We start from the raw sequence: 24280 nt of genomic DNA, 5'->3' as shown, positions 1-24280 counted from the left end.
GCGGGTTGGTTCCGGACGCGGCGTCAGCGGACGCCGACCGACACCCCGAGATCGCCGAGGCCGCCGCCCGCACCGCGCAGCGCGATGGAGCCGAACGGGGTACGCAGCCGCAGCCAGGGGCCGGACGCGAGCAGGGCGACCGGGAAGTCCGGGGCCGGGCGGAGGAAGCCGAGGGACTGGGCGGCGTGGACGGCGCGCAGCGGGAGTTCCGTGTCCCCGACCGTGCGCGACCAGATCTCGCGGCCGATCAGGTCCCGTTCCGCCCTGGTGCGGCGGTCCGCGGGCAGCGCCTCGTCGCGGGAGCGGAACTCCGCCACCGCGGCGCTCAGTTCGACGCGCAGCGCGACGGGGTCGGGCAGCCCCGGCTGCTCGTGCCACCCGCCGCGCGGCGGGAGGACTCCGGTCCACGGCGGCCCGGTGACGGGCGCGGGCAGGGAACCCGCACCGTGTGCCTCGCGGGTGGCGTCGTCGATGTCGAGCGATTCGAGGAGTTCACCGGCGGACACGGTGATGTCGAAGTCGTGCGAGCCGCGCAGCCGCGCCGTCCGGATGGCCAGGACCTCGAACGACGGCGGCCTGCCGAACACGGCCAGCGCGCCGCCGCCCGCCTGCAGACGGACGGCGGCGGCCCGGTCGTAGTGGAGCAGCCGTCCGAGGAAGGCGGCAAGATCCGCCGCCTCCCTCGCGTCCGCGAACTCCAGCGACTGCACGGGAACCGTCATGCGGCGGCGGGCTCCTCGGCCAGGAACTCCTGGAGGAAGTGCTTCTCCTCCGCGGAGATCCGCCGCGGCCGCTCCTCGGCCAGGTTGTACGGCACGACGACGGTCGAGGCCCGCACGTACACCTGGTCCGGGTCCTTGATCTCGTAGCAGATCGTCAGCGACGCGGCACCTATCTTCGTGACCCACGACTCGACGGTCACCGGTGCGTGCCGGTGGACCAGCGGGCGCACGTAGTCGATCTCGTGCCGGGCCACGACGGACCCGCCCGCGAAGGACGGCGAGCCGTCCCCCGGCGCCAGCCGGAACATGAAGTCGATGCGCGCCTCCTCCAGGTAGCGGAGGAAGACCACGTTGTTGACGTGGCCGAAGGCATCCATGTCCGACCAGCGCAGCGGACAGCTGTAGATGTGACGAGCCAAGACGATCAGCCTCGCGTGAGCTTCTTGTACGTGGCGCGGTGCGGGCGGGCCGCGTCCGCGCCGAGACGCTCGACCTTGTTCTTCTCGTACGACTCGAAGTTGCCCTCGAACCAGTACCACTTGGACTCGCCCTCGTACGCCAGGATGTGCGTGGCGACGCGGTCCAGGAACCAGCGGTCGTGGGAGATGACCACCGCGGCGCCCGGGAACTCCAGGAGTGCGTTCTCCAGCGAGGACAGGGTCTCGACGTCGAGGTCGTTGGTGGGCTCGTCGAGGAGCAGCAGGTTGCCGCCCTCCTTGAGCGTGAGCGCCAGGTTGAGACGGTTGCGCTCACCACCGGAGAGGACCCCGGCAGGCTTCTGCTGGTCCGGGCCCTTGAAGCCGAACGCGGAGACGTACGCCCGCGAAGGCATCTCGACCTGGCCGACGTTGATGTAGTCGAGCTCGTCCGACACGACCGCCCAGAGGGTCTTCTTGGGGTCGATGTTGGCGCGGCTCTGGTCGACGTAGGAGATCTTGACGGTCTCGCCGACCTTGATGGCGCCGCTGTCCGGCGTCTCCAGGCCCTGGATCATCTTGAACAGCGTGGTCTTGCCCGCGCCGTTCGGACCGATGACGCCGACGATGCCGTTGCGCGGCAGCGTGAACGACAGGTCGTCGATGAGGACCTTGTCGCCGAAGGCCTTCGAGAGGTTGTTGACCTCGACGACGATGGAACCGAGCCGCGGGCCCGGCGGAATCTGGATCTCCTCGAAGTCCAGCTTCCGCATCTTGTCCGCCTCGGCCGCCATCTCCTCGTACCGGGCGAGACGTGCCTTGGACTTGGTCTGCCGGCCCTTGGCGTTGGAGCGGACCCACTCCAGCTCTTCCTTGAGCCGCTTGGCGCGCTTCTCGTCCTTACGGCCCTCGACCTTGAGGCGGGCGGCCTTCTTGTCGAGGTAGGTGGAGTAGTTGCCCTCGTACGGGAGCGCGCGGCCGCGGTCCAGCTCGAGGATCCACTCGGCGACGTTGTTCAGGAAGTACCGGTCGTGCGTGACGGCGACGACGGCGCCCGAGTACTTCGAGAGGTGCTGCTCCAGCCAGTTCACCGACTCGGCGTCGAGGTGGTTGGTGGGCTCGTCGAGGAGGAGCAGGTCCGGGGCCTCGATCAGCAGCTTGCAGAGCGCGACGCGGCGCTTCTCGCCACCGGAGAGGTTGACGACCGGCCAGTCGCCGGGCGGGCAGCCCAGGGCGTCCATGGCCTGCTCCAGCTGGGCGTCCAGGTCCCACGCGTTGGCGTGGTCCAGGTCCTCCTGGAGCTTGCCCATCTCCTCCATCAGCGCGTCCGAGTAGTCCGTCGCCATGAGCTCGGCGACCTCGTTGAAGCGCGTGAGCTTGCCCATGATCTCGGCGGCGCCGGCCTGGACGTTCTCCAGCACGGTCTTCGACTCGTCGAGCAGCGGCTCCTGCATGAGGATGCCGACGCTGAAGCCGGGCGACAGGAACGCGTCACCGTTGGACGGCTGCTCCAGGCCCGCCATGATCTTCAGCACCGTGGACTTACCGGCACCGTTGGGGCCAACGACACCGATCTTCGCGCCGGGCAGGAAGTTCAGGGTGACGTCATCGAGGATCACCTTGTCGCCGTGCGCCTTGCGCGTCTTGCGCATGGTGTAGATGAACTCAGCCAAGAGAAACCGTCCGGCAGCAATAGAGGTGTGGGCAGATACACCCCATCTTGCCTGACGTCCACCCCAGGAAGGAAACGGGAACCCGGGCGACGTCCCTCACGCCCGCGACCTGGGCACCGACCGTCCCGTACCTGTCGTCGTCTGTCGCCGTCGGTCGACGCGGGCCATCCTCGGACGGCCCAGGGACGGCCCAGGTGTCCCCGCATGGCCAGTGGCACGGCTTCGCGGGCCGGTAGCCGCCTCAGCCTTACGGATCTTGGCGTCCACGGCGTCGAGCTGCATCTGTAGATACAGCCTGATCACTCGCAGGCGTTCTGGATCTCGAGGAAGGTCGTACATGTGTTCGACATTACCTCTGCGGCTCCGATCGCTGCGAGATCGCGGACCAGACCACGGATGTCAGCCGCTGCGTCGGAGCCGGCGCTTAGAAGATGCGGGCAGGCATCGGTGGGCTGGGCCGGCGGCACTACGCCAGTTCCGCGCTGGGCCGTCGAGCACCGCTGCCGTCTGCCGTCGTTGCCGTCAGCGCTGCCGTCACTGCCGTCGGTCCTGGCGTTGAGCGAGCCCCCAGCGTCACGTCACTCATGGTCGCTCATCTCCTCCCCACAACGGTCAGTTCTTCTGGGTCTTGCTCGAGATCTCTGCGACCTGCGCTTTCGCTGGTCCGAGCGGTGCCTCGGTTCGCCTGAGCGGCTGTCGTTGGTCGTCGTGATCCGCTGTTGAGCAACCTCGCACGTCCCAGAGACGGCCCAGGAAGCCCGGACCTCCGCCGCCCCGAGCCTTCTGATCCGTGGCGAGAGCCGGATCGGCGCAGGGCGGTCGGTTGGGTCACTTCACGGCCCATCGGGGTCACTACTAGCCGCGTGGGTTGCTGTACTTCCCTGCGGCCTGGCGCGCTTCGCTGCCGTGTTCCGGGCGTGAGCCTCACGCCGTAGCCGTCGCTCATAGTCCGCGATCTGCTGGGAGACGGGTATGCCGGTCCCCCTCTGAACGAAGCGCTCGTTCTCTCGATCCACCAAAAGGGGGCGTTCCCGCCGAGGCTCGGCCGCGTGCAGGCGGGGCGACCTATGTCCTGTCGCGCGCACCAGTAGAACACCCAGCCGAACGAGACGGGTTCAACCCTGGAGATCGCAAGGTCCATGTTGAGCGCTTCTGCGTCCCGTGCGAGCTCGGCCAAAACGACCTCTCTGGCTTCATCTTCAGTCAGCATCTGCCCAGCGTCTCAGGGGCGCGGCATGTGTCTTGCCTCTTCGTCCCGAAGCAATTTGGGTGAGCGCCTGGCCTTGGGCTGGTGTGCCGCTCACCTGCTGCGATGGTCCGCACGCGTGCGTGGCCGTCCGCCGTTGTGCGTCGGCGTTGTCACGCAGTTAGACACTCATGTGGGGTCCGGCGTAGTTCCTGGCGGGCTTTGCATCTGCGGGGCGGCCGCCGCCGGGTGTGGTGCCACCACACGCTGGACTGGGCACCCAGATCTACTGGTCGGACACCTTCGTGAGCACCAGGGACCACGACCCATCCGGCTCGCTGAACTCCACCTTCCCTCCGCCGCGCGCGTAGAGCTGGACACCGGAGACCTCACCGATGCCACGCTCCTCGATGTCCAGGTAGACGAAGTCGCTGCCGCTGCTGTCGACGAAGTCCCAGTGGCCGTGCAAATCTTCGGGGTCGGTGTGCGCGTCTGTCGACAGATCAGTGGCGGTGAATGTGTCGTCGGAATCGAGCGTGATCTCGCCGCCGGTCTTGCCGTTGCGGTACATGCCGGGAAGCTCGTCGGGGTCGACCGAGTACGCACACCCTGAGATGAGTACCGAAGCAGCGCCCAGTACAGCGACGAACCACCGTCCGACTATCCCCTTGCTCATTCTGTCCCCCTGATCATCACGGCGCCACGGCTCAAGACGCGCTGTACTTGCCGAGCCAGATCTTGAACGCGTTCAAAACGTATGTCAAGCGTGAGTGGGTGTGACTTCCTTGGTCGCTTCGTGGGGCTGATCATTTTGCCGCTGCGGTCGGCTCTCGGCGCTCCCGTGGCCCCTGTCCAATCCGGCACGGGGGTGGCACGACTGCCTTCTGATCCGTAGCTCTAAGCGAAGTGGTCATCTACGGCCATTGCGGTTGCTTCCGCGCTTCGGAGAGTCGAGATCGGTCGTGATCGGTTGCTGTGGTTGCGGTACAACGCTGCGGTACCGCACTCAGTGCAACTCGGTCTCCCAAGGCTCGAACGGTGGCACCACTTGGTAGGTCGGATCGCAGTGCAAGCGGACCCATTGCGCAGCACGGAACTGGGCGTCCCCCTGGTTCAGCACTTCCCCACTTTCGTCCACCTCGAGGACGTTGGCGAAGATCGCAAAGACCTGCTCCAGCGAAGATCCGAAAGCCATGAGCTGAGGCCGGTAGTCGATGCCCTCCATGAGATCCTCGTCAAGGGTGCCATTCGCGATGTAGAAGGCGAAGAGGCGCAGCGCTGCGCGTACGTCTACAGGAAGGTGATCCACGGGGACATCATCTCTCTGGCGCGGTCTATGCAGCCCCAGTTTGGAAGACGCCGTATGCGGGTGGCGGCTGACCTGCGAAGACCCTGACCTGGGCCGGAGCGTGGTCGGTGCCGCTGTTCCCCGTGAGTCCCCGCTGCGTCCCGCCGGAACGGGCATGCAACGGGCACGGTCCCCGCAGGGTAAGAGCACGCATGGGCACGGCACGCGTGTTGACGAGCGGGCTACCCCCACCAGTAGCCGAAGAAGTGAACCGGGGGTCCGCTGACCTGGGTCTGCCTAGACGATCGATGCCGTGACCTGTGGTCGACTAGTCAACGGTTGCCAGCGCTGGTTGTTGTTGGGCGACCTCGGACGGCCCAGAGGCGGCCCAGCGCCGACGCCGTCCTCGCCTCGGCCTCTCGCACTAGAGCACCTCGCTACTCTGGGCCCATGGCGCACCCGGCTCAGCAGTACTACAACCCCGACCTGAGTGACGGAGAAGAACGTGCGCTGCTTCGCCGGAACTACCTCCTTCTCGCGACAGGGCAGGCTGCATTGGGGCTGATCGGCCCTGATCTTCTTGGGCTGGCTGTGGAGCCTCGGCACGGTGAGGTCGTCATCCACGCTGCAATACGCAGAGAGACACCCGAAGTGCTTGAGGATCTGGACGACATAGCCGGCGACCTCGATGCGTTCCTGCAAGGCGGCCCTGAAGCCGAGTCGGCCATCACACGGCGTGTTCACATCGGCCCGCCCGACGCGACTACCTGGCCAGGCTTCGCCCACGCGCTTCTCTACGTCGCCAAGACATAGAGAAGTAGGTGGCCCCAGTTTGGAAGACCCGGTATGTGGGCGGCTGTTGACCAGCGAAGCCCCTGACCTGGGCCGGATCGTGGTCGGCGCTGCTGTTCCCCGTGAGTCCCCGCTGCGTCCCGCCGGAACGGGCACGCAACGGGCACGGTCCCGGCCGGGTAAGAGCACTCATGGGCATGGGCACGGCACGTTGACGGGCGGGCCACCTCCACCAGTAGCCGAAGAAGTGACACGCCGGGGTCCCGACCTGCTGCGGTCACGTCATCGATCAACGCTGTGACCTGCTGTGGATCGGTCATCTGCCCCACCCTTGTTTCTCCGACAGAGGGGCGGGAAGATCACTGCGCCGCCGGATCGCGAGGATCAGGGGGTTGGCTGGTGGGGAAGTGCTGTGACACAAATACCGCGTCTGCTGACGGAACCGGACCCGGCGGCGATGCGCAAGCGCATGGTCTTTTTGGTGGCCGTTCTGGTCATTATGATGTCGAGCCTGCTGGTCGAGTGGTACATGGAGCGGGACGTGATCACCGGCAACCAGGGCCCTTTCCCTGCGGCGTTGGGGACTGAGGCTCCAGCCGCGCCATCCCATGTCTCACGCCAGTCCTATCGCCCTGAAGCGCTCGTCCATGGTCTGTCCATCGTCCCCACTGACTCCGGGGTGCGGGCCCTGAACTTGCGCACGGGCAAGGAGTACTGGCGCTACGAGCGGCGTGATGAGGGCGCCGACATGCCCTCAGACGAGGTGTCGGCCACCACGGTGGTGGCCTGGTTCGATGACGGCAAGCTGGTGGGCATCGACCTGCGTACGGGGAACGTGCGGTGGCGTACGGAATTCCCACGTGGCGGCTTCCAGCACATTCACATGGGCGCGGGGCAGGTCGTCGCGCGCACCCCGGGTGGTGTTGCCGCCTTCTCGGAGCGCAGCGGGAAGAAGCTGTGGACGCTCCGACTTCCCCGTTCCTGCAAGTACCCCTGGGCCGTGCACGACCTGCCGAATCATCTGACCGTGGTCGACCTGGGCTGCGAGTCTTCGGACGGCCAGAACCGCGTGGCTATCGGCGTCGACAACCGTACGGGCGCCGAGCTATGGAAGCGCACTGACCGGCAAGAACTTGACAAGACCGACAATCACACCCTGGTCACAGTCTCCCCGATCACCACCAGCGAGCGGCGCGAAAGGGCCCGCGTCCAAGTACTGGACGTCGACAGGAAGGGCGCCAGACTGCGGGCCGAATTCTCCAGCGACTCCTGGGCCCCGGACGACGCAGGAGACGGCATCATCATCTCCGGCGGGAACCCCGAATCGCCGGGAAGCCCCGGCGCCTCCGTCCTGACCGGCTACGACACGCAGGTCGGCAAGCGTGCCTGGGAGCGCCGGGCTCTGGCGGGCCATTCGTTCGGCTTCGCCAAGTTCGCCGACGGCCGGGTCTACGTCGTCCAGAACTCGACGATCTCCGAAGGGGACGAGAGCCGGGTCCTCCATGCCGATCTGCTCGTCCTGGACGCCCACAGCGGAGACCTGCTCCACAGGCTGCGGTTGCCAGACATGACAGTGCCGCGCGGCTTCATTGGGACTGGCCTCACGGTCCGGGATGCCAGTGACGGCGTGATCAGACTCGGGTGGCCCGAGGCGCTGCACGACGAATTGTTCGTGACCTGAACGGCCCCAGCCGCGGTGCCGACGTCGCTGAAGGGCCTGCGGAGCCCTTGCCCTTCTCGATGTGAACTGGCGATCGGCCTCGTTACAGCAATGATCTTGACGAAATGCCCGCTCAGGCCAACGGATCTTCGGTCGCATCAGTCAGGCGCCCTGGCGGGTTCTGGTCACTCGCAGTGGTGCTCCGATTTCCGCCAGCGAACCCGAGCAGGTAGACGAGCAACATCAACGCGAAGATCGCTACCTCCTGAGCAAATCGGTGCCCGTCGAGGTACGGCCAGACGGTGCCCCTGCCAGAAATGAAGATCATCATTGTGATCCACAGGCCGTATATCCGGCCTCCACTGCGCTTCTCGGTCATCGCCACCACCAAGAACCAGCACTGTAGCGCGCGACCAATGAGCACATCTCGATCAGCGGCCAGGGTGTCCTCCTGGGCCGCCGAACAACTCACAGAGCGGTACGCGCTGCTCCCCGAGCTGTATCAACCCGCGCCCTCCCCCTTCCCTAACCCACCACTCGCCCCAGCTTCCATCCCGTCCGCCTTCGGCCCACACGCCGTGGAGCGGGCGTGGTTCAGGGCGTCAAGGTGGAGCGCGCCACTGTACGACCGACCTTGACGCCCTGGGCCGCGACTGCTCGGCTCTGCCTGGGTCGAAGGTGGCCAACCCGGAAGCAGGGTTCGTCAATGACTGGGTGTTGCACTGGGGCACGCAGATCGACGTCCAGCCCATCCGAGCTTTCGGTAACGGTGAAGACCTCACGGAACAGGCCGTCGCCTCCTACGTCGCCAAGTACGCCACCAAGGCGGCCGAGACCACCGGCACCGTCGACCACCGCATCGGCAACAAAGAAGCCCTGATCCTGCTCGACGTGCAGGATCACCCTCGGCGCCTGATCGAAGCCTGCCTCGACCTCCACCACGCCTACCCGGACCGCAAGCTCCGGGACTGGGCCCACATGCTCGGCTTCCGCGGCCACTTCTCCACCAAATCCCGCCGCTACTCCACCACCCTCGGCGCCCTCCGCCAGGTCCGCGCCGACTACCGCGCCCACCAGCAACGCGCCGCCCTCGGCCTGCCCGACCCGGACGACCACCCCGAAGCGACCACGCTCACGCTCGCGCACTGGGCCTACGCCGGCCACGGCCACACCCCCGGCGAATCCTGGCTAGCCGCCAACATCCACCGCGACATCCAACACAACCGTGAAGCCTCACGCGACGCACGCGCCGATGTGAACTTCCTGGACGACGAGGAGACGTGGACGTGACGCGCTCCCTGCCTACGCGCTACCTGACCCCCGTTGACCTCGCAGACCTGCTTGGTGTGCCCCTTGAAACCGTCTACCAGTGGCGACGCAAGCAGACCGGCCCCCGTGGCTTCCGAGTTGGCCGACACCTTCGCTACGACCCCGAAGACGTGCGGGCCTGGGTCGCCACGCTGATGGAGGAGGCTGCCTGATGGCTGGGCACATTCAAGACCGCTGGTACAAGGTCATCACTGGTCCGGACGGCAAGACGGTCAAGGCCAAGTCAGACCGCTTCGGCACGGGCTTGCGCTACCGTGCCCGCTACATCGGCCCGGACGGCACCGAAAAGAGCAAAAGCTTCCCGGACAAGCAGAAGCGGTTGGCCGACCTCTGGCTGACCAACATCGAGGCCGACATGGCGCGCGGCCAGTACATCGATCCCCAGGCTAGTCGGACCACCTTCCGGGATTACGCCGAGCGCTGGATCGCCGCACTCACCACAGACCTGAGCAGCCGCGCGGCCGTGGAGGGGCGCCTTCGGCTTCACGCGCTGCCGTACCTCGGTGGTCGCCCGATCGGCTCGTTCCAAGCGGAGCACATCCGCGACTGGAGCCGACAGTTAGAAGAGACCGTGGGGTCCGCCTCGTACCGGCGGCTGATCTTCGACGCGGTGTCCTCAGTGCTGAACGCTGCCGTGGACGATCGGCTACTCGCCTCCAACCCGTGCCGAGCCCGCTCAGTCAAGGCTCCTCGGCCGGCGCCAACTCGGTTGCACCCCTGGTCCGCCTCGCAAGTCTTCGGAGTGCGTGCGGGCCTGCCTGAGCGGTTCCAAGCCATGGCGGACGTCGGTGCCGGATGCGGTCTCCGCCAAGGGGAGATCTGCGGGCTTGCGGTCGACAACATCGGGGATCTCGGCTGGCTCTATGTGCGCCAACAGGTCAAGAAGGTACGTGGCGGCCTGGTCTTCGCCCCTCCCAAGCGCGGGAAGGTCCGGGACGTGCCGCTCGATCCTGAGGTTTCGGCGGCCCTCCGGGAGCACATGAGAAGCATCCCACCGGTCGAGGTCACCTTGCCGTGGTTGACGCCGAGCGGGCCGAAGGTGACGCACCGGCTGATCTTCACTGCTGCTGCCGGCACACCGCTCTGGAGCAACGCTTTCAACGACCAAACATGGAAGCCAGCGCTCGCGTCCGCCGGGGTCATCCCGGTGCCCGAGAAGGGGCACCGTTACGCCGCGGCCCGCGAGCACGGGATGCACGCACTGCGGCACTTCTACGCCTCGGTCCTCCTGGACGGAGGCGAGAACATCAAGGCGCTGAGTCTCTACCTCGGGCACAGTGATCCGGGCTTCACGCTCCGGGTGTACACGCACCTCATGCCGAGCAGCGAGACGCGGACTCGAAAAGCCATCTCCGCGATGTACCGGGCCGCCGGCCACGCTCACGACGGCCCTGCTACCCAGGCTGCCTGAGACAGCCCCTCATCGGCGGGAATCCTGCTGGTGAGGGGCTGTTCTGTACTCCCCCCGCTGAGGCCGCGCACTGGGGAGTCATGGAACTACGGCGCGGTGGGACATCCCCCACCGCATCACGGGCAGGATGCCACCGACGTGACTCTCGCAATCAGCCAGGGGGACTCCATGGGAAGCGCGCTCATCGGGTTAGCTGCTGCGGTGGTCGGTGTGACAGGGACGCTCATCGCCTCCGTTCTGTCGCAACGCCTGCTCGGCCGCGTCCAATCAGAACAGTTCGAGCGTCAGCAGCAGGTGTCTGAAGCACAGTGGCGTCGTGAGCAGCGGGTAGCCGAGCTAAACCGTCGACGAGACGGCTACATGCAGGTCAACGCTTCCCTTCGGCGCTACCGGACGCACCTCATGAACTTCCTGTGGACCGTGCACAAGGGAGCCGTCACACCGGAAGCTCGGGAGGTGGTCGAGGAGGCCCGACGCGATCACCACTCGGTTTTCGCTGAGGCTCAGCTCATCGCGTCCACAGCTGTTCTGGCCGAGCTGGATGAGATGACCACGGCACTGTCTGAGGTCTACCGGCGGACCATGTATCTGGAGGAGGGGAACCCGGATCCGGATGGATCCTTCGACGACATAAGGGCGGACTTCGTTCGCCTTTGGGAGCGATGGGAGAGGATGCGCGGCGTCATGCGCACCGACCTCGGTGTGGGGCGGGTCGCTGCCGAGCACCAGGCAATCGGAGCCTGACAGCTCCGCCCGGCTGACGGCCCAGAGACGGCCCAGGCTGCCTGAGACGGCCCCTCATCGGCGGGAAAACTGCTGGTGAGGGGCTATTTTGTGCCCTCGCTCGGCGAGAAACACCCCATCTTGCCTGACGTCCACCCCAGGAAGGAAACGGGAACCTCGGAGCCCCCTCGTCAGGGTGGCACGAACGATCAAGCCCGAAGGAGCCGTCACTGTCGGTCGTCGCCGGTCGACGCCGACCCCCTCGACGGTCCACGGACAACCCGCCCGCACGCACCGGGCAGGGACCAACCGCGCCGGCGGTCGTCCCGTGACGGCGAACCTCGAGCCGGTGCCGTCGAAGTTCGCCCGCCACCCCGTTCCGGCGACCGGAGCGGCGGTTGGCAGGATCGTCCACCGGGCGGGACCCGGCCACCGCGTCACGGGGAGGGGATCCGTCGCCCGCCCCTGTGACGCGGGCCACGGGAACCCGGCGCGGGTCGCGGAGAGGTACAGGGCGTGGAGCACATCGAACAGCCGGCGCGACCGGCGCAACCACCGGACGACTCGGGCGACCGGGCCACCCCGGACGGCTTGAGGGCATCGGCGGAACCCGGCGTACGGGAACGGATCCGCGCGGGCGACCGGGAGGCCTTCGCGGACCTCTACGACCGGTACGCCAGGACCGTCTACCACCACGCCTGCCGCCTCACCGGCGACCTCTCGGCTGCCGAGGACGTCATGTCGGAGACCTTCCTCGTCGCCTGGCGCACCCGCGAGCAGGTCGATCCGGAGGGCGGGCCGCTGGGCCCCTGGCTCCTCGGCATCGCCACCAACAGGGCGCGCAACCACCGGCGCGGCGTAGGCCGCCGCCTCGCGTTCCTGGCCCGGCAGCCGAAGCCGAAGGAGACCGAGGACTTCGCCGAGGCCTTCGCCGAACGTCTGGACCAGCAGCGCGAGCTGGCGGCCGTACGCGAGGTGCTCGACCGGCTCCGGCAGCCCGAGCGCGAGGTGCTCGCGCTCTGCGTGTGGGCCGGGCTGGACTACGCCCAGGCAGCGGCCGCGCTGGACGTCCCGGTCGGCACCGTACGCTCCCGGCTCTCCCGGGCCCGGGCCCGGCTGCGCTCGCTGGCGGGCGAACGGCTCGCGGAGGACCGGCTTTCGCAGGGGCGGCGGGAAACCGGGCGGGAACCCGGCGCGGGTCGCGGAGAGGTAGGAGGCAGGGCGGCATTCGTCGCCCTGCCCAACGAGGGGGGATCGCGATGACCGCGACGACGGGTACCGACGACGGCCGGGACGACCGCGCCGAGCTGGCGCGGCTGCTGCCGCCCGCCACCGGATTCGACCTTCCGCCGGGCCGCCACGAGCACCACAGGGAACGCCTGATGAACCTGATCGACGACGACACCGACCGCTCCGGGAACCGAGGCCAGGACAGGGGCCGGGACCGCGCGGCCCGTGCCGACCGCCCCGCCCGCCCGCGCCTCCTGCGCCCGTCCTTCCTGGCCCCGGTCGCGGCGCTGGCCCTGGCCGGTGTGATCGCGGGCTACACCGCGCAGGTAGGCGGCGACCCGGCGGCCGGACCGGAGGCGGCGCAGGCGGACGGCAACGCCTCGGCGCGCGCCGGGAACGCCCAGCCGGTCGCCCTGGTGCTGAACCGGATCTCGGACGCGGCGGCGAAGAGCGACGCCGGACCGGTCGGCGACGACCAGTTCGTCTATGTGCGCAGCCAGGTCCAGGACAGCGACCTCACCAGCGGGAAGCTGGTGACGGGACCGCTGAAGGAACGGGAGATCTGGTACGCCCAGAAGCCCGGGCCGCTCAAGAAGCTCGGCTACATCCGCCAGGACGGGGACACCCTCCCCATCAACGCCGAGTTCGGGGACACCGACGGCACCCAGGAGGGCCTGACCCGGCCCACCTACCGCTGGCTGGCCGCCCTGCCCACCGACCCGCAGAAGCTGCTCGCGCACCTCACCGCCCTCACCCCGAAGGAGGAGGGCCAGGAGCACGCCCAGGCGGTGTTCGAGCAGATCGGATACCTGATCGGGGAGACCGTGCTGCCGCCGGAGACCGCCGCCGCACTGTACAAGGCCGCGGCGCTGATCCCGGGGGTGACCGAGGCCCCTCACGCGGTGGACGCGCTGGGCCGCCACGGGGTGGGCATCGCCCGTGAGGACACCCGGCACGCCACCCGCTCGGAGTGGGTCTTCAACCCGAAGGGGCTCTCCTTCATGGGCTCGCGCACCTTCCTGACGAAGGACACGGAGATCGGCCGGAAGGGCGCCCTGCTGGACGCCGACGCCGTACTGAAGCGATCCGTGGTGGACAAGGGCGGGGTCCGGCCGCAGGACCGGTAGGGCCGGCTCCGTCAGGTGGTGTCGTGGGACTTGCCCCGGGGCGGGTTGCCGGCAGATGCGGCAGGTCTCCTGACGGAACCGGTCCGGCCGTCGGTATCCGGCACGGATCGTCCGTTACGCGACAGCCCCGGTACGCGTGGGCGTACCGGGGCTGTCAGCCGCACACCGTGACAATGTGCCGCTCAGCTGTCACATTCTGCTCATCCCTCGGTCGACTGCCCCGCGGACGGCGCCTTCCGCTTGCGGAGGAAGAAGACCGCGCCGCCGCCGACGACGACGAGTGCGATGGCGATTCCCGCGATGATCGGCGTGGCGCTGGAGCTGCCGGTCTCGGCGAGGTCGCCACCGGTTCCGGTCGAGCTGCCGCCGGCCGTGGCCGGGACGGGCTGGTCGGCGGTCTGGGTGTCGGGACCGCCGGTACCGCTGCCGGTGGTCTTGCAGTCCAGGACGCCCTTGAACGTCTTGGAGAACCCGCCGGGACCGGTGATCGTGAAGTCGTACGCCTGGTCCTCGGCGACCGGGACGGTCACCGTCTCGGTCTGTCCGGCCTCGACGGTGTGCTCGGCACCGGCCAGCTCGAAGGTGAACGCCTCGTCGCCCTCGTTGCTCGCGGTGACGTCCACGCCGCCCTTGGCGCAGTTCTTCTTCGCAGTGATCGCGGGGATTGCGCCCTTCTTGGCCCAGGTCGCGGTGGCGGTCGCGGAGACCGTGGACTCGCTGGAGCCGGCCAGGATCTGGGTCTGGCTCTTGGTCACCCCGGCGAAGGCCCGGCCGACCGGCACCGAGGTGGTCGCCTGCACGGTCAGCGAGGCGGTGCCGTCGGCGGCACCCGCCGGGACGTCGAAGTAGAGCTCGGCGCCGTTGACGGCGGCGGTGACGGGCTTGCCGCTCTTGTCGGTGACCTTGACGCCGCTGGCGGAGTCGGCGGGCGGGGTCACCGAGACCTGGCCGGCGTCGGTGTGGACGGTGACCGGCCCGAGCCGCTCACCGGACAGGCCGGAGACCGCTGCCGGGTCCAGGGCGAGGGACGCCTTGGGCTCGGCGACGTCCTCGGCGTGCTCCCCCAGCCAGTCGGCGAGCTTCTCGGCCTGCTGGTCGGAGGCGTCGACATCGGCGTTGTCCGAGTAGCGCCAGATGGCGACCTGGGTGCCCGCCGCCGCGGTCTTCTCGGTCAGCGGTCCGGTGCCGGCCTGTTCGGCGAGCGCCGCGAGGTCGTCGATCTGCGGGTAGGAGTGCTGCAGGATCCAGCGGATCTTGCCCGCGTTCTTGTTGGCGCCGAGCGACGTCTGGTTCCAGGGGGTCTCCAGGTACTTCGCCTGGTCCTGGGTGGGGTTGTGAATGTCGATGCAGTACGTCTTGAGCTTGCCGCCGCCGTCGACGGTCATCTCGAAGAGCCCGGCGGCCAGCTCCTGCTTCTTGCCGTCCGTGTGGAGCACTGCCCGGTCGTAGGTCTTCAACCCGTCCAGGACGGCGGTCGCGCCGCCCTGGTGCTGAGGCGCCTCGTCGGCGGCCGCGCTGCCTGTGCCGACGAGAGCGGCGGCTATGACGAGCCCGGATGCCACCGCGGATGCGGCCAGCCGGGATATGCCCGGTCTCCGTGGGGGATTCGTCCCCGCACTGGATGCTGAAGCGGTCGCTGAAGAAGCAGAAAACACGGATGTCCCCTCCGGGCGGGATCCTCGCGCTTGGTGCGCGTGTGGGGTTTGTCCCGCCAGCCGACTCAAGTTCCTTATGAGTATTGGGAGATCCTAAGGAAGCGGCGATGCGTATTCCCCCGTCATACCTTCGTATAACCATTCCGACTCAGAATCGTTATCGCCGATAACTCCCGTACCCCCAAGCCCGGTCACGGCGCCGACGCCAGCTCCGGGATCTGTTCCTGACGTACCGTCGGCCCACGCTGCCCACGCCGCGCGCCCCGCTCGCCCTGCGCTCTCCGCTCCCCCTGCGCCCGCTTCGCGGACCGCACAACAGGCCCCCTCCGCTCGACCGACCCCCCGAACCGGTCGGAGTTCCCCTCTCCCTCTTCCTCCGCCTGGCCGCCCCGCCCGCCCGGGCCGGCCGTCAGCGTCGGATCACCCCGCACCACCCGCCGGAACGCCGCCGTCCCCCGTGTCAGATCGTGTCCGACCGCCAGCGCCTCGATGTCCACGAACGTCCGGCGCTGCCCGTCCCGTTCCTCCTCACGCACCTTCAACCGACCGTGCACGACCAGTGGTTCTCCCACAGCGACCGAACCCGCGAGATTCGAGGCCAGCGTGCGCCACGCCCACACCGTGTAGAAGCTGGTGTGCCCGTCCGTCCAGAACTGCTTCTCCCGGTCCCAACGGCGAGCCGTCACAGCGAAGCGGAAGCGCGCCATTCCGCCGGTCGCGGTCTCCCGGAACTCCACTCCGGTCGCCGCGTTGCCCACCAGTGTCACCACGGTCTCGTTCATGCCTCCGCCTCCCCTTCGTCGCCCGTGGCCGCTGCCGCGCGGTCACTGATCTCATGCTGAAGGGGAGGCGGGGATCCTGCTCGGGGCTGTGGACTACCGGCCGCTTGTGGAAAACTCCGTCACCGCCACGAACCGCTCGCGCACCTCGCGGTACCGCACCAGTTCGGCCGCCACCGGATCGAGCACCCGCGCCCGGCCGCAGGCCGCCGCCGCCTCACGCAGCCGCCGCTCGGCCTCCAGTCCGTACCGTCGTGCGGGCCCACGCGCGGCGGCCGCACACGACCACTCGACCAGTGGCCCGCCGACGACGCCGGCCATCATCACCGATGCGGCGGTGAGCAGCCCGGGTTCGACCACACCGACGATCTGGCCGATCAGCCAGAGACCACCGAAGATCTGCAGCAGCGTCATGGAGACCTGCGCCATTACGGCGGCGGGCCACCACGCGGGACGCGGCGGCCTGCCGGCCACCCGCCCGCTCCGTGCCACACCGGATCCACCGGCCGTCGCGGCAGCGACCGCAGCCCCGCCGTCGGCGTCGACGGGCGCCGCGCCGGGCCCCGCATCCTCGCCCGCACGCTCCCCCTCCCCCACGGCCCTGCCAGGGCCCTCCGAAGTCGTGCCGCTCTTCTGCGCCAGCTCGTCCAGCGCTTCCGGCAACCCCTCCGCCCCGTTCATCGCGGCCTCGCGGACCGCCTGCGCCCAGGGGCCGGGCAGCCCGTCGGCGGCGGCGTCCGCCACCGTGCGGACCGCCTGCTCGACACGCTGCCGGGCGGTGAGCTGCTCCTCCGGCGGCGCGGGCAGCGCTGCTGCCCAGTCCGTGGTTCCCGGCTGCCTGGTGGACTCGTACCAGCGCCACAGACGCAGCCAGGGCGTCCCGCAGGCCCGCCCTGCGTTCCTGCGCCACTCGCGCTCGGCGGCCTGACCTGCCGCGGCCGCGCCGACGGCCTCGGCGAGCCGGTCGGCGAACTCCTCACGGGCACACTCACCGAGCCCCGGCCGCCCCTCGGCGACGTACGCCGACCGCAGTCTGGCCGCCACGGCGTCCACATCGGCGGAGAGCCGACGCGCCGCAGCCGTGCGCTCCTGGACGAACCGGCCGAGCAGCTCACGCAGTTCGCCCACCCCGTCGCCGGTGAGAGCCGACAGGGACAACACGGTGGCGCCCGGTTCGCCGTGCTCGCCGAGCGCCATGCCGTCCTCGTCGAGCAGTCGGCGCAGATCGTCGAGAACCTGGTCGGCGGCGTCACCGGGCAGCCGGTCCACCTGGTTGAGCACGACGAACGTGACCTCCGCATGCCCGGCCAGCGGCCGCAGATAGCGCTCGTGCAGAGCCGCGTCCGCGTACTTCTCCGGATCCACGACCCAGATCACCGCATCGACCAGCGCAAGCACCCGGTCCACCTGCTCGCGGTGCCCGGTCGCCGCCGAGTCGTGGTCGGGCAGATCGACGAGAACGAGCCCCTGAAGCGCCTCGTCCGCTTCCGTACCACCCTGGTACGGCCTGCGCCTGAGCCGCCCGGGAACGGCGAGCCGGTCCAGCAGCCCGGCGGCGCCGTCGGTCCAGGAGCAGGCGATGGGCGCGGCGGTGGTCGGCCGTCGCAGCCCGGTGTCGGAGATCTGCGCGCCCGCGAGGGAATTGAATAGGGTCGACTTGCCGCTGCCCGACGCACCGGCGATGGCGACGACGGTGTGCCGGGAGGAGAGCCGCTGCCGGGCGGCGGCCTCGTCGAGTACGCGCCCCGCCTCGGCCAGGGTGGCTTGGTCGAGCCGGGCCCTGGACAGTCCGACGAGCTCACGCAGCGCGTCGAGCCGCGGCCCGAGCGGGCTGCCGGACGGTACGTACGCCTCGACCTGGGGCCGTACGTCGGAGGCGGCCTCGCGGCCGGGATCGGGATCGGGTCCGGATTTCCCGGAGGGTTCCTTGGCGGCGGCCGCGGCGCGCCGGGCAATGAGCCCGTCGTCCCAGCGCCCGGCGGGCTCGGGGACGTTGCGGATCGCGACGTCCGCGGTCCGGCCCTGCCGCGGCTCGCGGTCCACGTCCCGGTCCGTCTCCGGTCCCGGGTCCCGCACCCGGCCCTGTTCCTGGCTGTGGTCCTGGTCAGTGACGACAGTCAACGCTGCCACCTCTCCTTCTGCAGTACGGACAGCGCGGCAATCAGTTCTGCCTGCGGCTCCGGGGTCACATCGAGCGCGTCGAGCGGCGCGAGCCGCCGGTCCCGCTCACCGTTCAGCACCCGGTCGAGATAGGTGGCCAGCAGTGCGCCACCCTTGTCGCGCAGTCGCAGGGCCCCCTGGACACCGATGCGTTCGGCGAGCTGCTCCCCGGCGCTGCGGGCACGCCGTCCGCCGAGCAGCGCGGCGGCCAGCAGTGCGGCGACCGTCTCGGCGTCGGGTGCGGCATTGCGTTCCAGCCGGCGCACCTCTTCCTCGGCCAGCTCCTCCAGCACCCGCCGCCACCGTCGTACGGCCATGGCGATCCGGCCCCGGACGTCCTCGGCCGGCCCCCACCCCCCGGCCTGGCGGCCGGCGGCCTCGGACCCGAGGACACCGGCCGCCGGCTCGTGCCGCCAGGTCGTGCGGATCTGCTCGTCGGCGGCGGCGACAGCGCACTGCAGGAGTGCGGCCAGGCTCTCCACCAGTGCGTCGAGAAGTTCCTCGGAGGAGCTGTAGAGCGGGTATCCGCGCCACCGGGTGCGGGCGTCCCCGGCGAGCACACCCCCGTTCTGCAGCCGCCGCTGCACCCGGGCGCCCTCCTTCCGGTACGCGTCCTCGACCACGCCGGTGAGCCGCACGGCCGCCGCGTACTGCGCGGCGACGGCCCCGGCCAGCTCCGGCATGCGTACGTCCAGCGAGTCGATGACACCGGTCGCCGTACGCCCCACGGCCTGCTGGCGGGCCGCCGGATCGTGGACGCGATGGCCGAGCCAGGAGCGCAGCGGTGCGACCGCGGTGGTGGGCAGCAGCCCACTGCCGCCGCCCGCCGACTCGGGCAGTTCCGGGATGGTGAAGCGCGGCACCTCACCGAGACCCGCCCTGGTGAGCAACGCTCCGTACTGCCGCGACACTTCGGCGATCACCTGGTGCGGCACCCGGTCGAGCACGATGACGAGGGAGGCGTCGTACTCCTTTGCCGTACGCAGCATCTGCCACGGCACCGCGTCGGCGTACCGGGAAGCGGTGGTGACCATGACCCAGATGTCGGCGGCGGAGACGAGTTCGGCCGCCAGCACCCGGTTCCGTACGACGAGCGAGTCGATGTCCGGGGCGTCCAGCAGCGCGAGTCCGCGCGGCAGACTCGCGGCGGTCTCGATCCGCAGCGCGGTCCCGTCCTCCAGCTCGTCCTCGCCGAGACCGTCGCGGTCGTCGCGGAGGCCGGGATCCGCGGACTCCTCCGGCGGCAGCCAGACCCGGGTCAGTTGGGGCAGTACGCGTACCCCGGCGAACCAGTGATGATCATCCGGATGGCAGACAAGGACAGGGGTCCGGGTCGTCGGCCGCAGCACCCCGGCCTCGCTGACCCGTCGCCCCACGAGCGAGTTGACGAGCGTCGACTTCCCGGCCCCGGTGGATCCACCGACGACCGCGAGCAGCGGTGCTTCAGGATCCTTCAGTCGGGGAAGCAGGTAGTCGTCGAGCTGCGCGAGCAGCTCCACCCTGGTCTGACTGGCACGTGCCGCCCCCGGAAGCGGGAGTGGCAGACGCACGGCAGCGACACGGTCGCGCAGGGCGGAAAGTGCGTCGATGAGCTGAGGCCGTACGTCCATGGTCACCACATGCGAAGAATGCCCAATTTTGGCGCCATTTTGAAGCGTATAGCCACCTCTGCGCGCCGGTTACGCCGTCGGGACAGAGGGGACGAGTGGGGCGCAGGCATAACGAGTGCACAACACCCGGGGCGTCAGGCGTCAAAAGCAGTGCAAGATCCGCACCCACCTGCGATTATCGGTTCGCTTCACCGAACCTCCACATCGTGCCACGCAGGTGAAGCAACCGGGTCGAGGCGATCGGAGCCCTATCCTTGTCCCGGCAAGGTCACGGACCGGCCCGGTCCCAGGGCTCCAGGCCGCCGAGGCCACCACCCGGCCCCCGTAGCTCAGTGGATAGAGCAGGCGCCTTCTAAGCGCTTGGCCGCAGGTTCGAGTCCTGCCGGGGGCACACAGTCCGCACCAAGCCAGGCCCTCCCTCGGGAGGGCCTTTTCAGCAGGTCACAGCACCGTAGCGAGGGCCGCGTAGAGAACGCATAAGCGCCGGACCCTACCCAGGTCACGGTGGGGATTGCCCGACGCCGTCCGACTGCCACCGGGTTTCCGCGGGTGGCCGCGGTGGACACGCGGTGGCGCTCCCGGAGCCGCACTCAACACTCCGACAGATCCGGTAGGCCCCCTCCGGTCGCGAGCAGTACCGGGACCCCGATGTTCCGCCGCAGGCCCTCCTGCGGCGCCGAGCGTGCGGGAGGAAGGCAGCCGGGTGCCGGGTGCCGGGTGCCCGGAGCGGACCGCTTCCCGCAGCGCCTTCGTCAGCGCTTTGCGCAGGCCCGGCCCGGTCGACTCGACATGCAGGTCCAACCCCGGAGTGGCCCAAGGTCTCGCCATGGAAATGGACCACCTTCCTGGGCTGCTCCGCGCCTAAGGTCGAAGACATGACGACGAGCGAATAGCAGTCCGACCGGCGCCGTCCAGATCGACCGGCCGCGTCCCATCAGCCCCGCCGAGGGGGTGCCGCACAGGCTTTCCACTCCTGCAACATTTCCGCCGAAGCGACAAATGGCCAAGGAGACAATTCCCATGAAAGCGATCGTGGTGACGGACCAGGCTGCGGGAACAGCCGGGATGACGCTGGTGGAGCGGCCCGAGCCGCAGGCAGCGCTGAACGATGTCGTCGTTCGGATTCATGCGTCGGGATTCGTCCCGACCGAGATGGCGTGGCCCTCGACCTGGACCGATCGCCTGGACCGCGACCGAACACCATCGATTCCTGGGCACGAACTGGCCGGAGTGGTCACCTCCCTCGGCTATGGCACGACGGGACTGTCGGTGGGACAGCGGGTGTTCGGCCTCACGGACTGGACTCGCGACGGCACCCTGGCCGAGTACGCGGCCGTCGAGGCACGCAACCTCGCGCCGCTGCCGGGCGACGTCGACTTCACGGTGGGCGCGAGCCTGCCGATCTCGGGCCTGACCGCGTGGCAGGGACTGTTCGAGCACGGCCGCCTTCAGGCGGGGCGGAGTGTGCTCGTGCACGGTGCGGCCGGCGCAGTCGGGTCGATGGTGACACAGCTCGCACGTGAGTTCGGTGCGTATGTCATCGGCACCGGACGCGCTGCCGACCGTCAGACAGTGCTCGACTTCGGCGCGAAGGAGTTCGTCGACCTCGAGAACGACGCCCTGGAAGAGATCGGCGGCGTCGATCTGGTGTTCGACGGTATCGGCGGCGACATCGGGAAGCGGTCCGCAGGCCTGATCCGGGCCGGTGGAACGCTGGTGTCCATCGTCGGGCCGCCGGAGGCACGGCCTGCCGACGGCCTGGCGGTCGACTTCGTCGTCGAGTCCGATCGTGCGCAACTGGGTGAGATCGTCCGGCGGGTGCAGGACGGACGGCTGCGGACGAACATCGGCAACGTCTCGACCCTCGACGATGCCGTCGCCGCTCTCAATCCAACCGAGCGACGCAAGGGGAAGACGATCATCCGCGTTCGTCCGTGAGGACTCGGGGGCAGTGACCGGCCCCGCCCTCGTGGCGGCCCCCTCCTCGTGGATCAGAGTCGGATACCTGGCAGGTCGGGCGACTCGTACCGGAACACGTCATCGGCCTGGTCCGCCATCCGGTGCGCGCCCCGCGTAAACACGGCCGCCTGCCGCCCGACAGCGATCGTCGGAAGCAAGGCCGGCACGACCCGCCGGCCCGGCATGCCCCGGAACTGGTGGAGATCGAGCTCGTCGACAAGATGTGGCCGGCTAAAGACTGTCCCCGTGTGGGCTCGGCGCCGATCGCGTTCCGACCGGTCAGTGCCTTGCCAAGTCGGCCTCGATCCGCACAGGGCGCCTTTCGAACCAGAGCTCCGGGTGACTGGGGCCGGAGGGCACTCTCCGCGGCCGGCTTCGCCGAGTCATCGAGAACACAGCGACGCGGGCGCCCTCATGTGCGTCGGATGATCAGCACGGCCACGTCGTCGAGGTGGTCCTCCGCGACCGCGGCGTCGAGGATGCGGTCGGCGGTCTCCTCGGCGTTCAGTCCGTCGTGGAGGGCCGCGCCGATCAGTGTTCCGGCTCGCTCCAGTCCGGCGTCCAGTGTCAGGGCCGGTCCTTCGACCACGCCGTCGGTGACCATGACCAGCGCGGCGCCCTTGTCCAATGTGAAGGTTTCTTCGGAGTAGTCGGCGTCGGGCAGGACTCCGAGCACCGGGCCGCCCGGCAGCTCACGGATGCTGTGGGTGCCGTCGTCGCGTGCGTACAACAACGGCACGTGGCCGGCGCTGGTGCCGGTGACCCGTCCGTCGTCCGGGTCGATGTGCAGCATGGTGCAGCTGGCGAATCGTGTCGTGTCCATGGTGACTAGCAGCTCGTTGGTGCGCATCAGCACGGTTGCGGGATCCGGTTCGTGGGCGGCGATCGCACGCATGGAGGCGCGCACCTGTCCCATGAAGGCGGCGGCGTCCACGTCGTGCCCTTGGGCGTCGCCGATCTCCAGGGCGACGCCACCGTCGGGCGTGACGAAGGCGTCGTACCAGTCTCCGCCGATGTCGAGCCCGTCGCGGCTCGGCCGGTAGCGGGCGGCGACCTCCAGGCCTGGGAGGTGCTCGGGCAGTGTGGGAAGCATGGCCTGCTGGAGCGCCGTGGCCAGCTCGACTCGCGCCTCTTGCAACCTGACGCGTTTCAGAGCCTGGCCTGCAAGGTCGGCAAGAGTACCTATGAGAGCCCGCTCGTCCGGGGACGTGTGGTGTTCGCCGTCGTAGGTCACCAACCAGGCCCCCAGCGGAGGATCGCCGATCGGGCTGAGGGAGGTGATCGAGACGGCGTAGCCGGAGTCGAGCTGGTCGAAGTGCGGCACCATGGCCCCGTGCGGCCAGCGGCGGATGTACTCCTCCTGGTTGCAAATGAACTGCGGCTCGCCAGTGCGGATCACATGGGGCAGCGCGCTCGGGGCGTCCAGCGGCAGGCCGTGCAGGGCGGCCACCGGTATCGGGATCCCGGCATCGGAGCAGACGCGCAGGCGGCCTTTCGTGATGAACGCCAGCGCGGCGCCGCTACCACCGAAGGTCGCGGCGAGCCGGGTCAGGACGACCTGCTGTACTTCTTGCTCCGTGACTGCGGTCATCACGGCGGAGGAGAAGGCCGCGATCTCGTCGGCGCGCTGACGCTCAGCACTCAGCGCGACCAACGCTCTGCGTAGGCGCGCTTCCCCCTTGGTCTCGTCGCGGATCACTCCGAAGACCCGCTCAGGGCCGCCAGAACCCAGAATGATCCGATGGGCCTGGCAGACCAGATGGTGGCAGCCATCGCGCTCGGTAAGGAACCGCAACCTGATCCAGGGGGACCGGGCGGCCGTCGAAGTCACGAGCTGCCGCAGAGCCCCGCGGTCATCGGGGTGGACTCGCCGAACCACCTCGGACAACGACATGGAGGCCTCCGGGAACAACGCCGCCAAGGCGGGTGCGCCACCGAGCCACTCCAGCTCGCGCTCCTGGGGTGAATACATGCACAGACCGAGGTTGGCGGCCTTGGCCGCCAGGCGGAACGGGATCATCAGACCGCCCAGGTCGTTTCCCGCGTCCAACGAATGCACCCACACCAGCGGCTCGCCACCTACGGGATCGTTCGCCGATCGCGCCTCGACAAGGCAGACGACAGATGCTGCACCTGGCCCCGGGAACTCCAGCACCCGCATCGCGATCGTCTTCGTCGTGGCGGCGTGGGCCACGAGACTCCCGACCGCAGTCCGCTGGCTTACGGGCAACAGATCACCGAAGCCACGACCCACACACTGCTCCGCCGGCCTGCCCAGTGTCCTGGCCATCGCCGCGTTGAGGCTGCGGATAGCTCCGCCCAGGGTCAAGAGAGCCGAAGGGGCAACCCTACGAAGAAGTTCTTCCGAGGCGTCCATCTGCTGCTCCCTGTTACATGACAAAAACAGCCTCTTCAATGGTATTCGCGTATTTTGCTGAGATCTCTCCGTAAAGGGTGTGCCTGACCGCCTGCAGCGAGTGACGACGGCAGGGAACGCGCTGGAAACGGTAGGCAGCGGCCCGTGAAGATGGGCACCACCGGACTGGTTCGGCGATGTCCC

General features: G+C 69.0%; 18 protein-coding genes, 1 tRNA gene and 2 pseudogenes. 10 read left to right on the top strand and 11 right to left on the bottom strand.

What is annotated here, in order from left to right:
- Positions 1–23: 23 nt before the first annotated feature.
- The 5 genes from OG963_RS29320 to OG963_RS29300 form a co-directional block, all read right to left on the bottom strand.
- The gene (locus tag OG963_RS29320) at positions 24–722 is read right to left on the bottom strand and encodes a hypothetical protein (RefSeq protein WP_093774252.1); all 699 of its coding nucleotides are present in this window, start codon (positions 720–722) and stop codon (positions 24–26) included.
- Positions 719–1141, bottom strand: a complete 423-nt coding sequence (locus OG963_RS29315) for a thioesterase family protein (protein ID WP_030921448.1) — start codon at positions 1139–1141, stop codon at positions 719–721. Before OG963_RS29315 ends, OG963_RS29320 begins: the two co-directional genes overlap by 4 nt.
- A 5-nt stretch (positions 1142–1146) precedes the next feature.
- Positions 1147–2811, bottom strand: coding sequence for an energy-dependent translational throttle protein EttA (gene ettA / locus OG963_RS29310; RefSeq protein ID WP_078878838.1), 1665 nt, complete (start codon positions 2809–2811; stop codon positions 1147–1149).
- 1472 nt (positions 2812–4283) lie between these two features.
- Positions 4284–4673 carry a hypothetical protein gene (locus OG963_RS29305; RefSeq protein ID WP_371799638.1) on the bottom strand — a complete coding sequence of 130 codons (390 nt, stop codon included), beginning with the start codon at positions 4671–4673 and terminating at the stop codon, positions 4284–4286.
- A 330-nt stretch (positions 4674–5003) separates the two neighbouring features.
- Positions 5004–5306 (bottom strand): hypothetical protein, encoded by a 303-nt coding sequence (locus OG963_RS29300; protein ID WP_319736268.1) that lies wholly within the window; start codon positions 5304–5306, stop codon positions 5004–5006.
- Between the two features lie 429 nt (positions 5307–5735).
- Here OG963_RS29300 and OG963_RS29295 point away from each other — a divergent pair, with 429 nt between their 5' ends.
- Positions 5736–6098: a hypothetical protein gene (locus OG963_RS29295; RefSeq protein ID WP_093930307.1), complete on the top strand. Its 363-nt coding sequence runs from the start codon at positions 5736–5738 to the stop codon at positions 6096–6098.
- A 286-nt stretch (positions 6099–6384) separates the two neighbouring features.
- The gene (locus tag OG963_RS29290) at positions 6385–7758 is read left to right on the top strand and encodes a PQQ-binding-like beta-propeller repeat protein (RefSeq protein ID WP_371799637.1); all 1374 of its coding nucleotides are present in this window, start codon (positions 6385–6387) and stop codon (positions 7756–7758) included.
- Between the two features lie 112 nt (positions 7759–7870).
- Here OG963_RS29290 and OG963_RS29285 read toward each other — a convergent pair whose 3' ends face one another.
- Positions 7871–8116, bottom strand: a complete 246-nt coding sequence (locus tag OG963_RS29285; protein WP_371799636.1) for a hypothetical protein — start codon at positions 8114–8116, stop codon at positions 7871–7873.
- 302 nt (positions 8117–8418) lie between these two features.
- Here OG963_RS29285 and OG963_RS29280 point away from each other — a divergent pair.
- The 6 genes and pseudogenes from OG963_RS29280 to OG963_RS29255 all read left to right on the top strand — a co-directional run.
- Positions 8419–9027: pseudogene (locus OG963_RS29280) on the top strand (replication initiator); the annotation flags it as partial.
- Positions 9024–9218 (top strand): AlpA family transcriptional regulator, encoded by a 195-nt coding sequence (locus OG963_RS29275; protein WP_093930340.1) that lies wholly within the window; start codon positions 9024–9026, stop codon positions 9216–9218. The pseudogene OG963_RS29280 and the gene OG963_RS29275, both read left to right, overlap by 4 nt.
- Positions 9218–10477 carry a tyrosine-type recombinase/integrase gene (locus tag OG963_RS29270; RefSeq protein WP_371799635.1) on the top strand — a complete coding sequence of 420 codons (1260 nt, stop codon included), beginning with the start codon at positions 9218–9220 and terminating at the stop codon, positions 10475–10477. Before OG963_RS29275 ends, OG963_RS29270 begins: the two co-directional genes overlap by 1 nt.
- A 138-nt stretch (positions 10478–10615) precedes the next feature.
- A complete protein-coding gene (locus OG963_RS29265; RefSeq protein WP_093930311.1) occupies positions 10616–11221 on the top strand; it encodes a hypothetical protein in 606 nt (201 codons plus the stop codon).
- A 570-nt stretch (positions 11222–11791) separates the two neighbouring features.
- Positions 11792–12463 carry an RNA polymerase sigma factor gene (locus tag OG963_RS29260; protein ID WP_319325074.1) on the top strand — a complete coding sequence of 224 codons (672 nt, stop codon included), beginning with the start codon at positions 11792–11794 and terminating at the stop codon, positions 12461–12463.
- Positions 12460–13557, top strand: coding sequence for a CU044_5270 family protein (locus OG963_RS29255; RefSeq protein WP_371799634.1), 1098 nt, complete (start codon positions 12460–12462; stop codon positions 13555–13557). The genes OG963_RS29260 and OG963_RS29255 overlap by 4 nt, the downstream gene beginning before the upstream one ends.
- Positions 13558–13757: 200 nt before the next feature.
- Here OG963_RS29255 and OG963_RS29250 read toward each other — a convergent pair whose 3' ends face one another.
- The 4 genes and pseudogenes from OG963_RS29250 to OG963_RS29235 form a co-directional block, all read right to left on the bottom strand.
- On the bottom strand, positions 13758–15212 hold the full coding sequence (locus OG963_RS29250) for an LAETG motif-containing sortase-dependent surface protein (RefSeq protein ID WP_176902206.1): 1455 nt from the start codon (positions 15210–15212) through the stop codon (positions 13758–13760).
- Between the two features lie 398 nt (positions 15213–15610).
- Positions 15611–15994 (bottom strand): annotated as a pseudogene (locus tag OG963_RS29245) (single-stranded DNA-binding protein); the annotation flags it as partial.
- A 93-nt stretch (positions 15995–16087) separates the two neighbouring features.
- Positions 16088–18112 (bottom strand): GTPase, encoded by a 2025-nt coding sequence (locus OG963_RS29240; RefSeq protein WP_371799633.1) that lies wholly within the window; start codon positions 18110–18112, stop codon positions 16088–16090.
- Positions 18109–19761, bottom strand: coding sequence for a dynamin family protein (locus tag OG963_RS29235; RefSeq protein ID WP_319325046.1), 1653 nt, complete (start codon positions 19759–19761; stop codon positions 18109–18111). The genes OG963_RS29240 and OG963_RS29235 overlap by 4 nt, the downstream gene beginning before the upstream one ends.
- 318 nt (positions 19762–20079) lie before the next feature.
- Here OG963_RS29235 and OG963_RS29230 point away from each other — a divergent pair.
- A tRNA-Arg gene (locus tag OG963_RS29230) sits at positions 20080–20152 on the top strand.
- 629 nt (positions 20153–20781) lie between these two features.
- The gene (locus tag OG963_RS29225) at positions 20782–21699 is read left to right on the top strand and encodes an NADP-dependent oxidoreductase (protein WP_093774238.1); all 918 of its coding nucleotides are present in this window, start codon (positions 20782–20784) and stop codon (positions 21697–21699) included.
- A 433-nt stretch (positions 21700–22132) separates the two neighbouring features.
- Here the strand turns inward: OG963_RS29225 and OG963_RS29220 are convergent, their stop codons facing one another.
- The gene (locus OG963_RS29220; protein ID WP_093930320.1) at positions 22133–24097 is read right to left on the bottom strand and encodes a SpoIIE family protein phosphatase; all 1965 of its coding nucleotides are present in this window, start codon (positions 24095–24097) and stop codon (positions 22133–22135) included.
- Positions 24098–24280: the final 183 nt, after the last annotated feature.

The organism is Streptomyces sp. NBC_01707, from assembly GCF_041438805.1.
Classification (GTDB): Bacteria; Actinomycetota; Actinomycetes; order Streptomycetales; family Streptomycetaceae; genus Streptomyces.
This window is presented reverse-complemented; position numbering and strand designations above follow the sequence as displayed.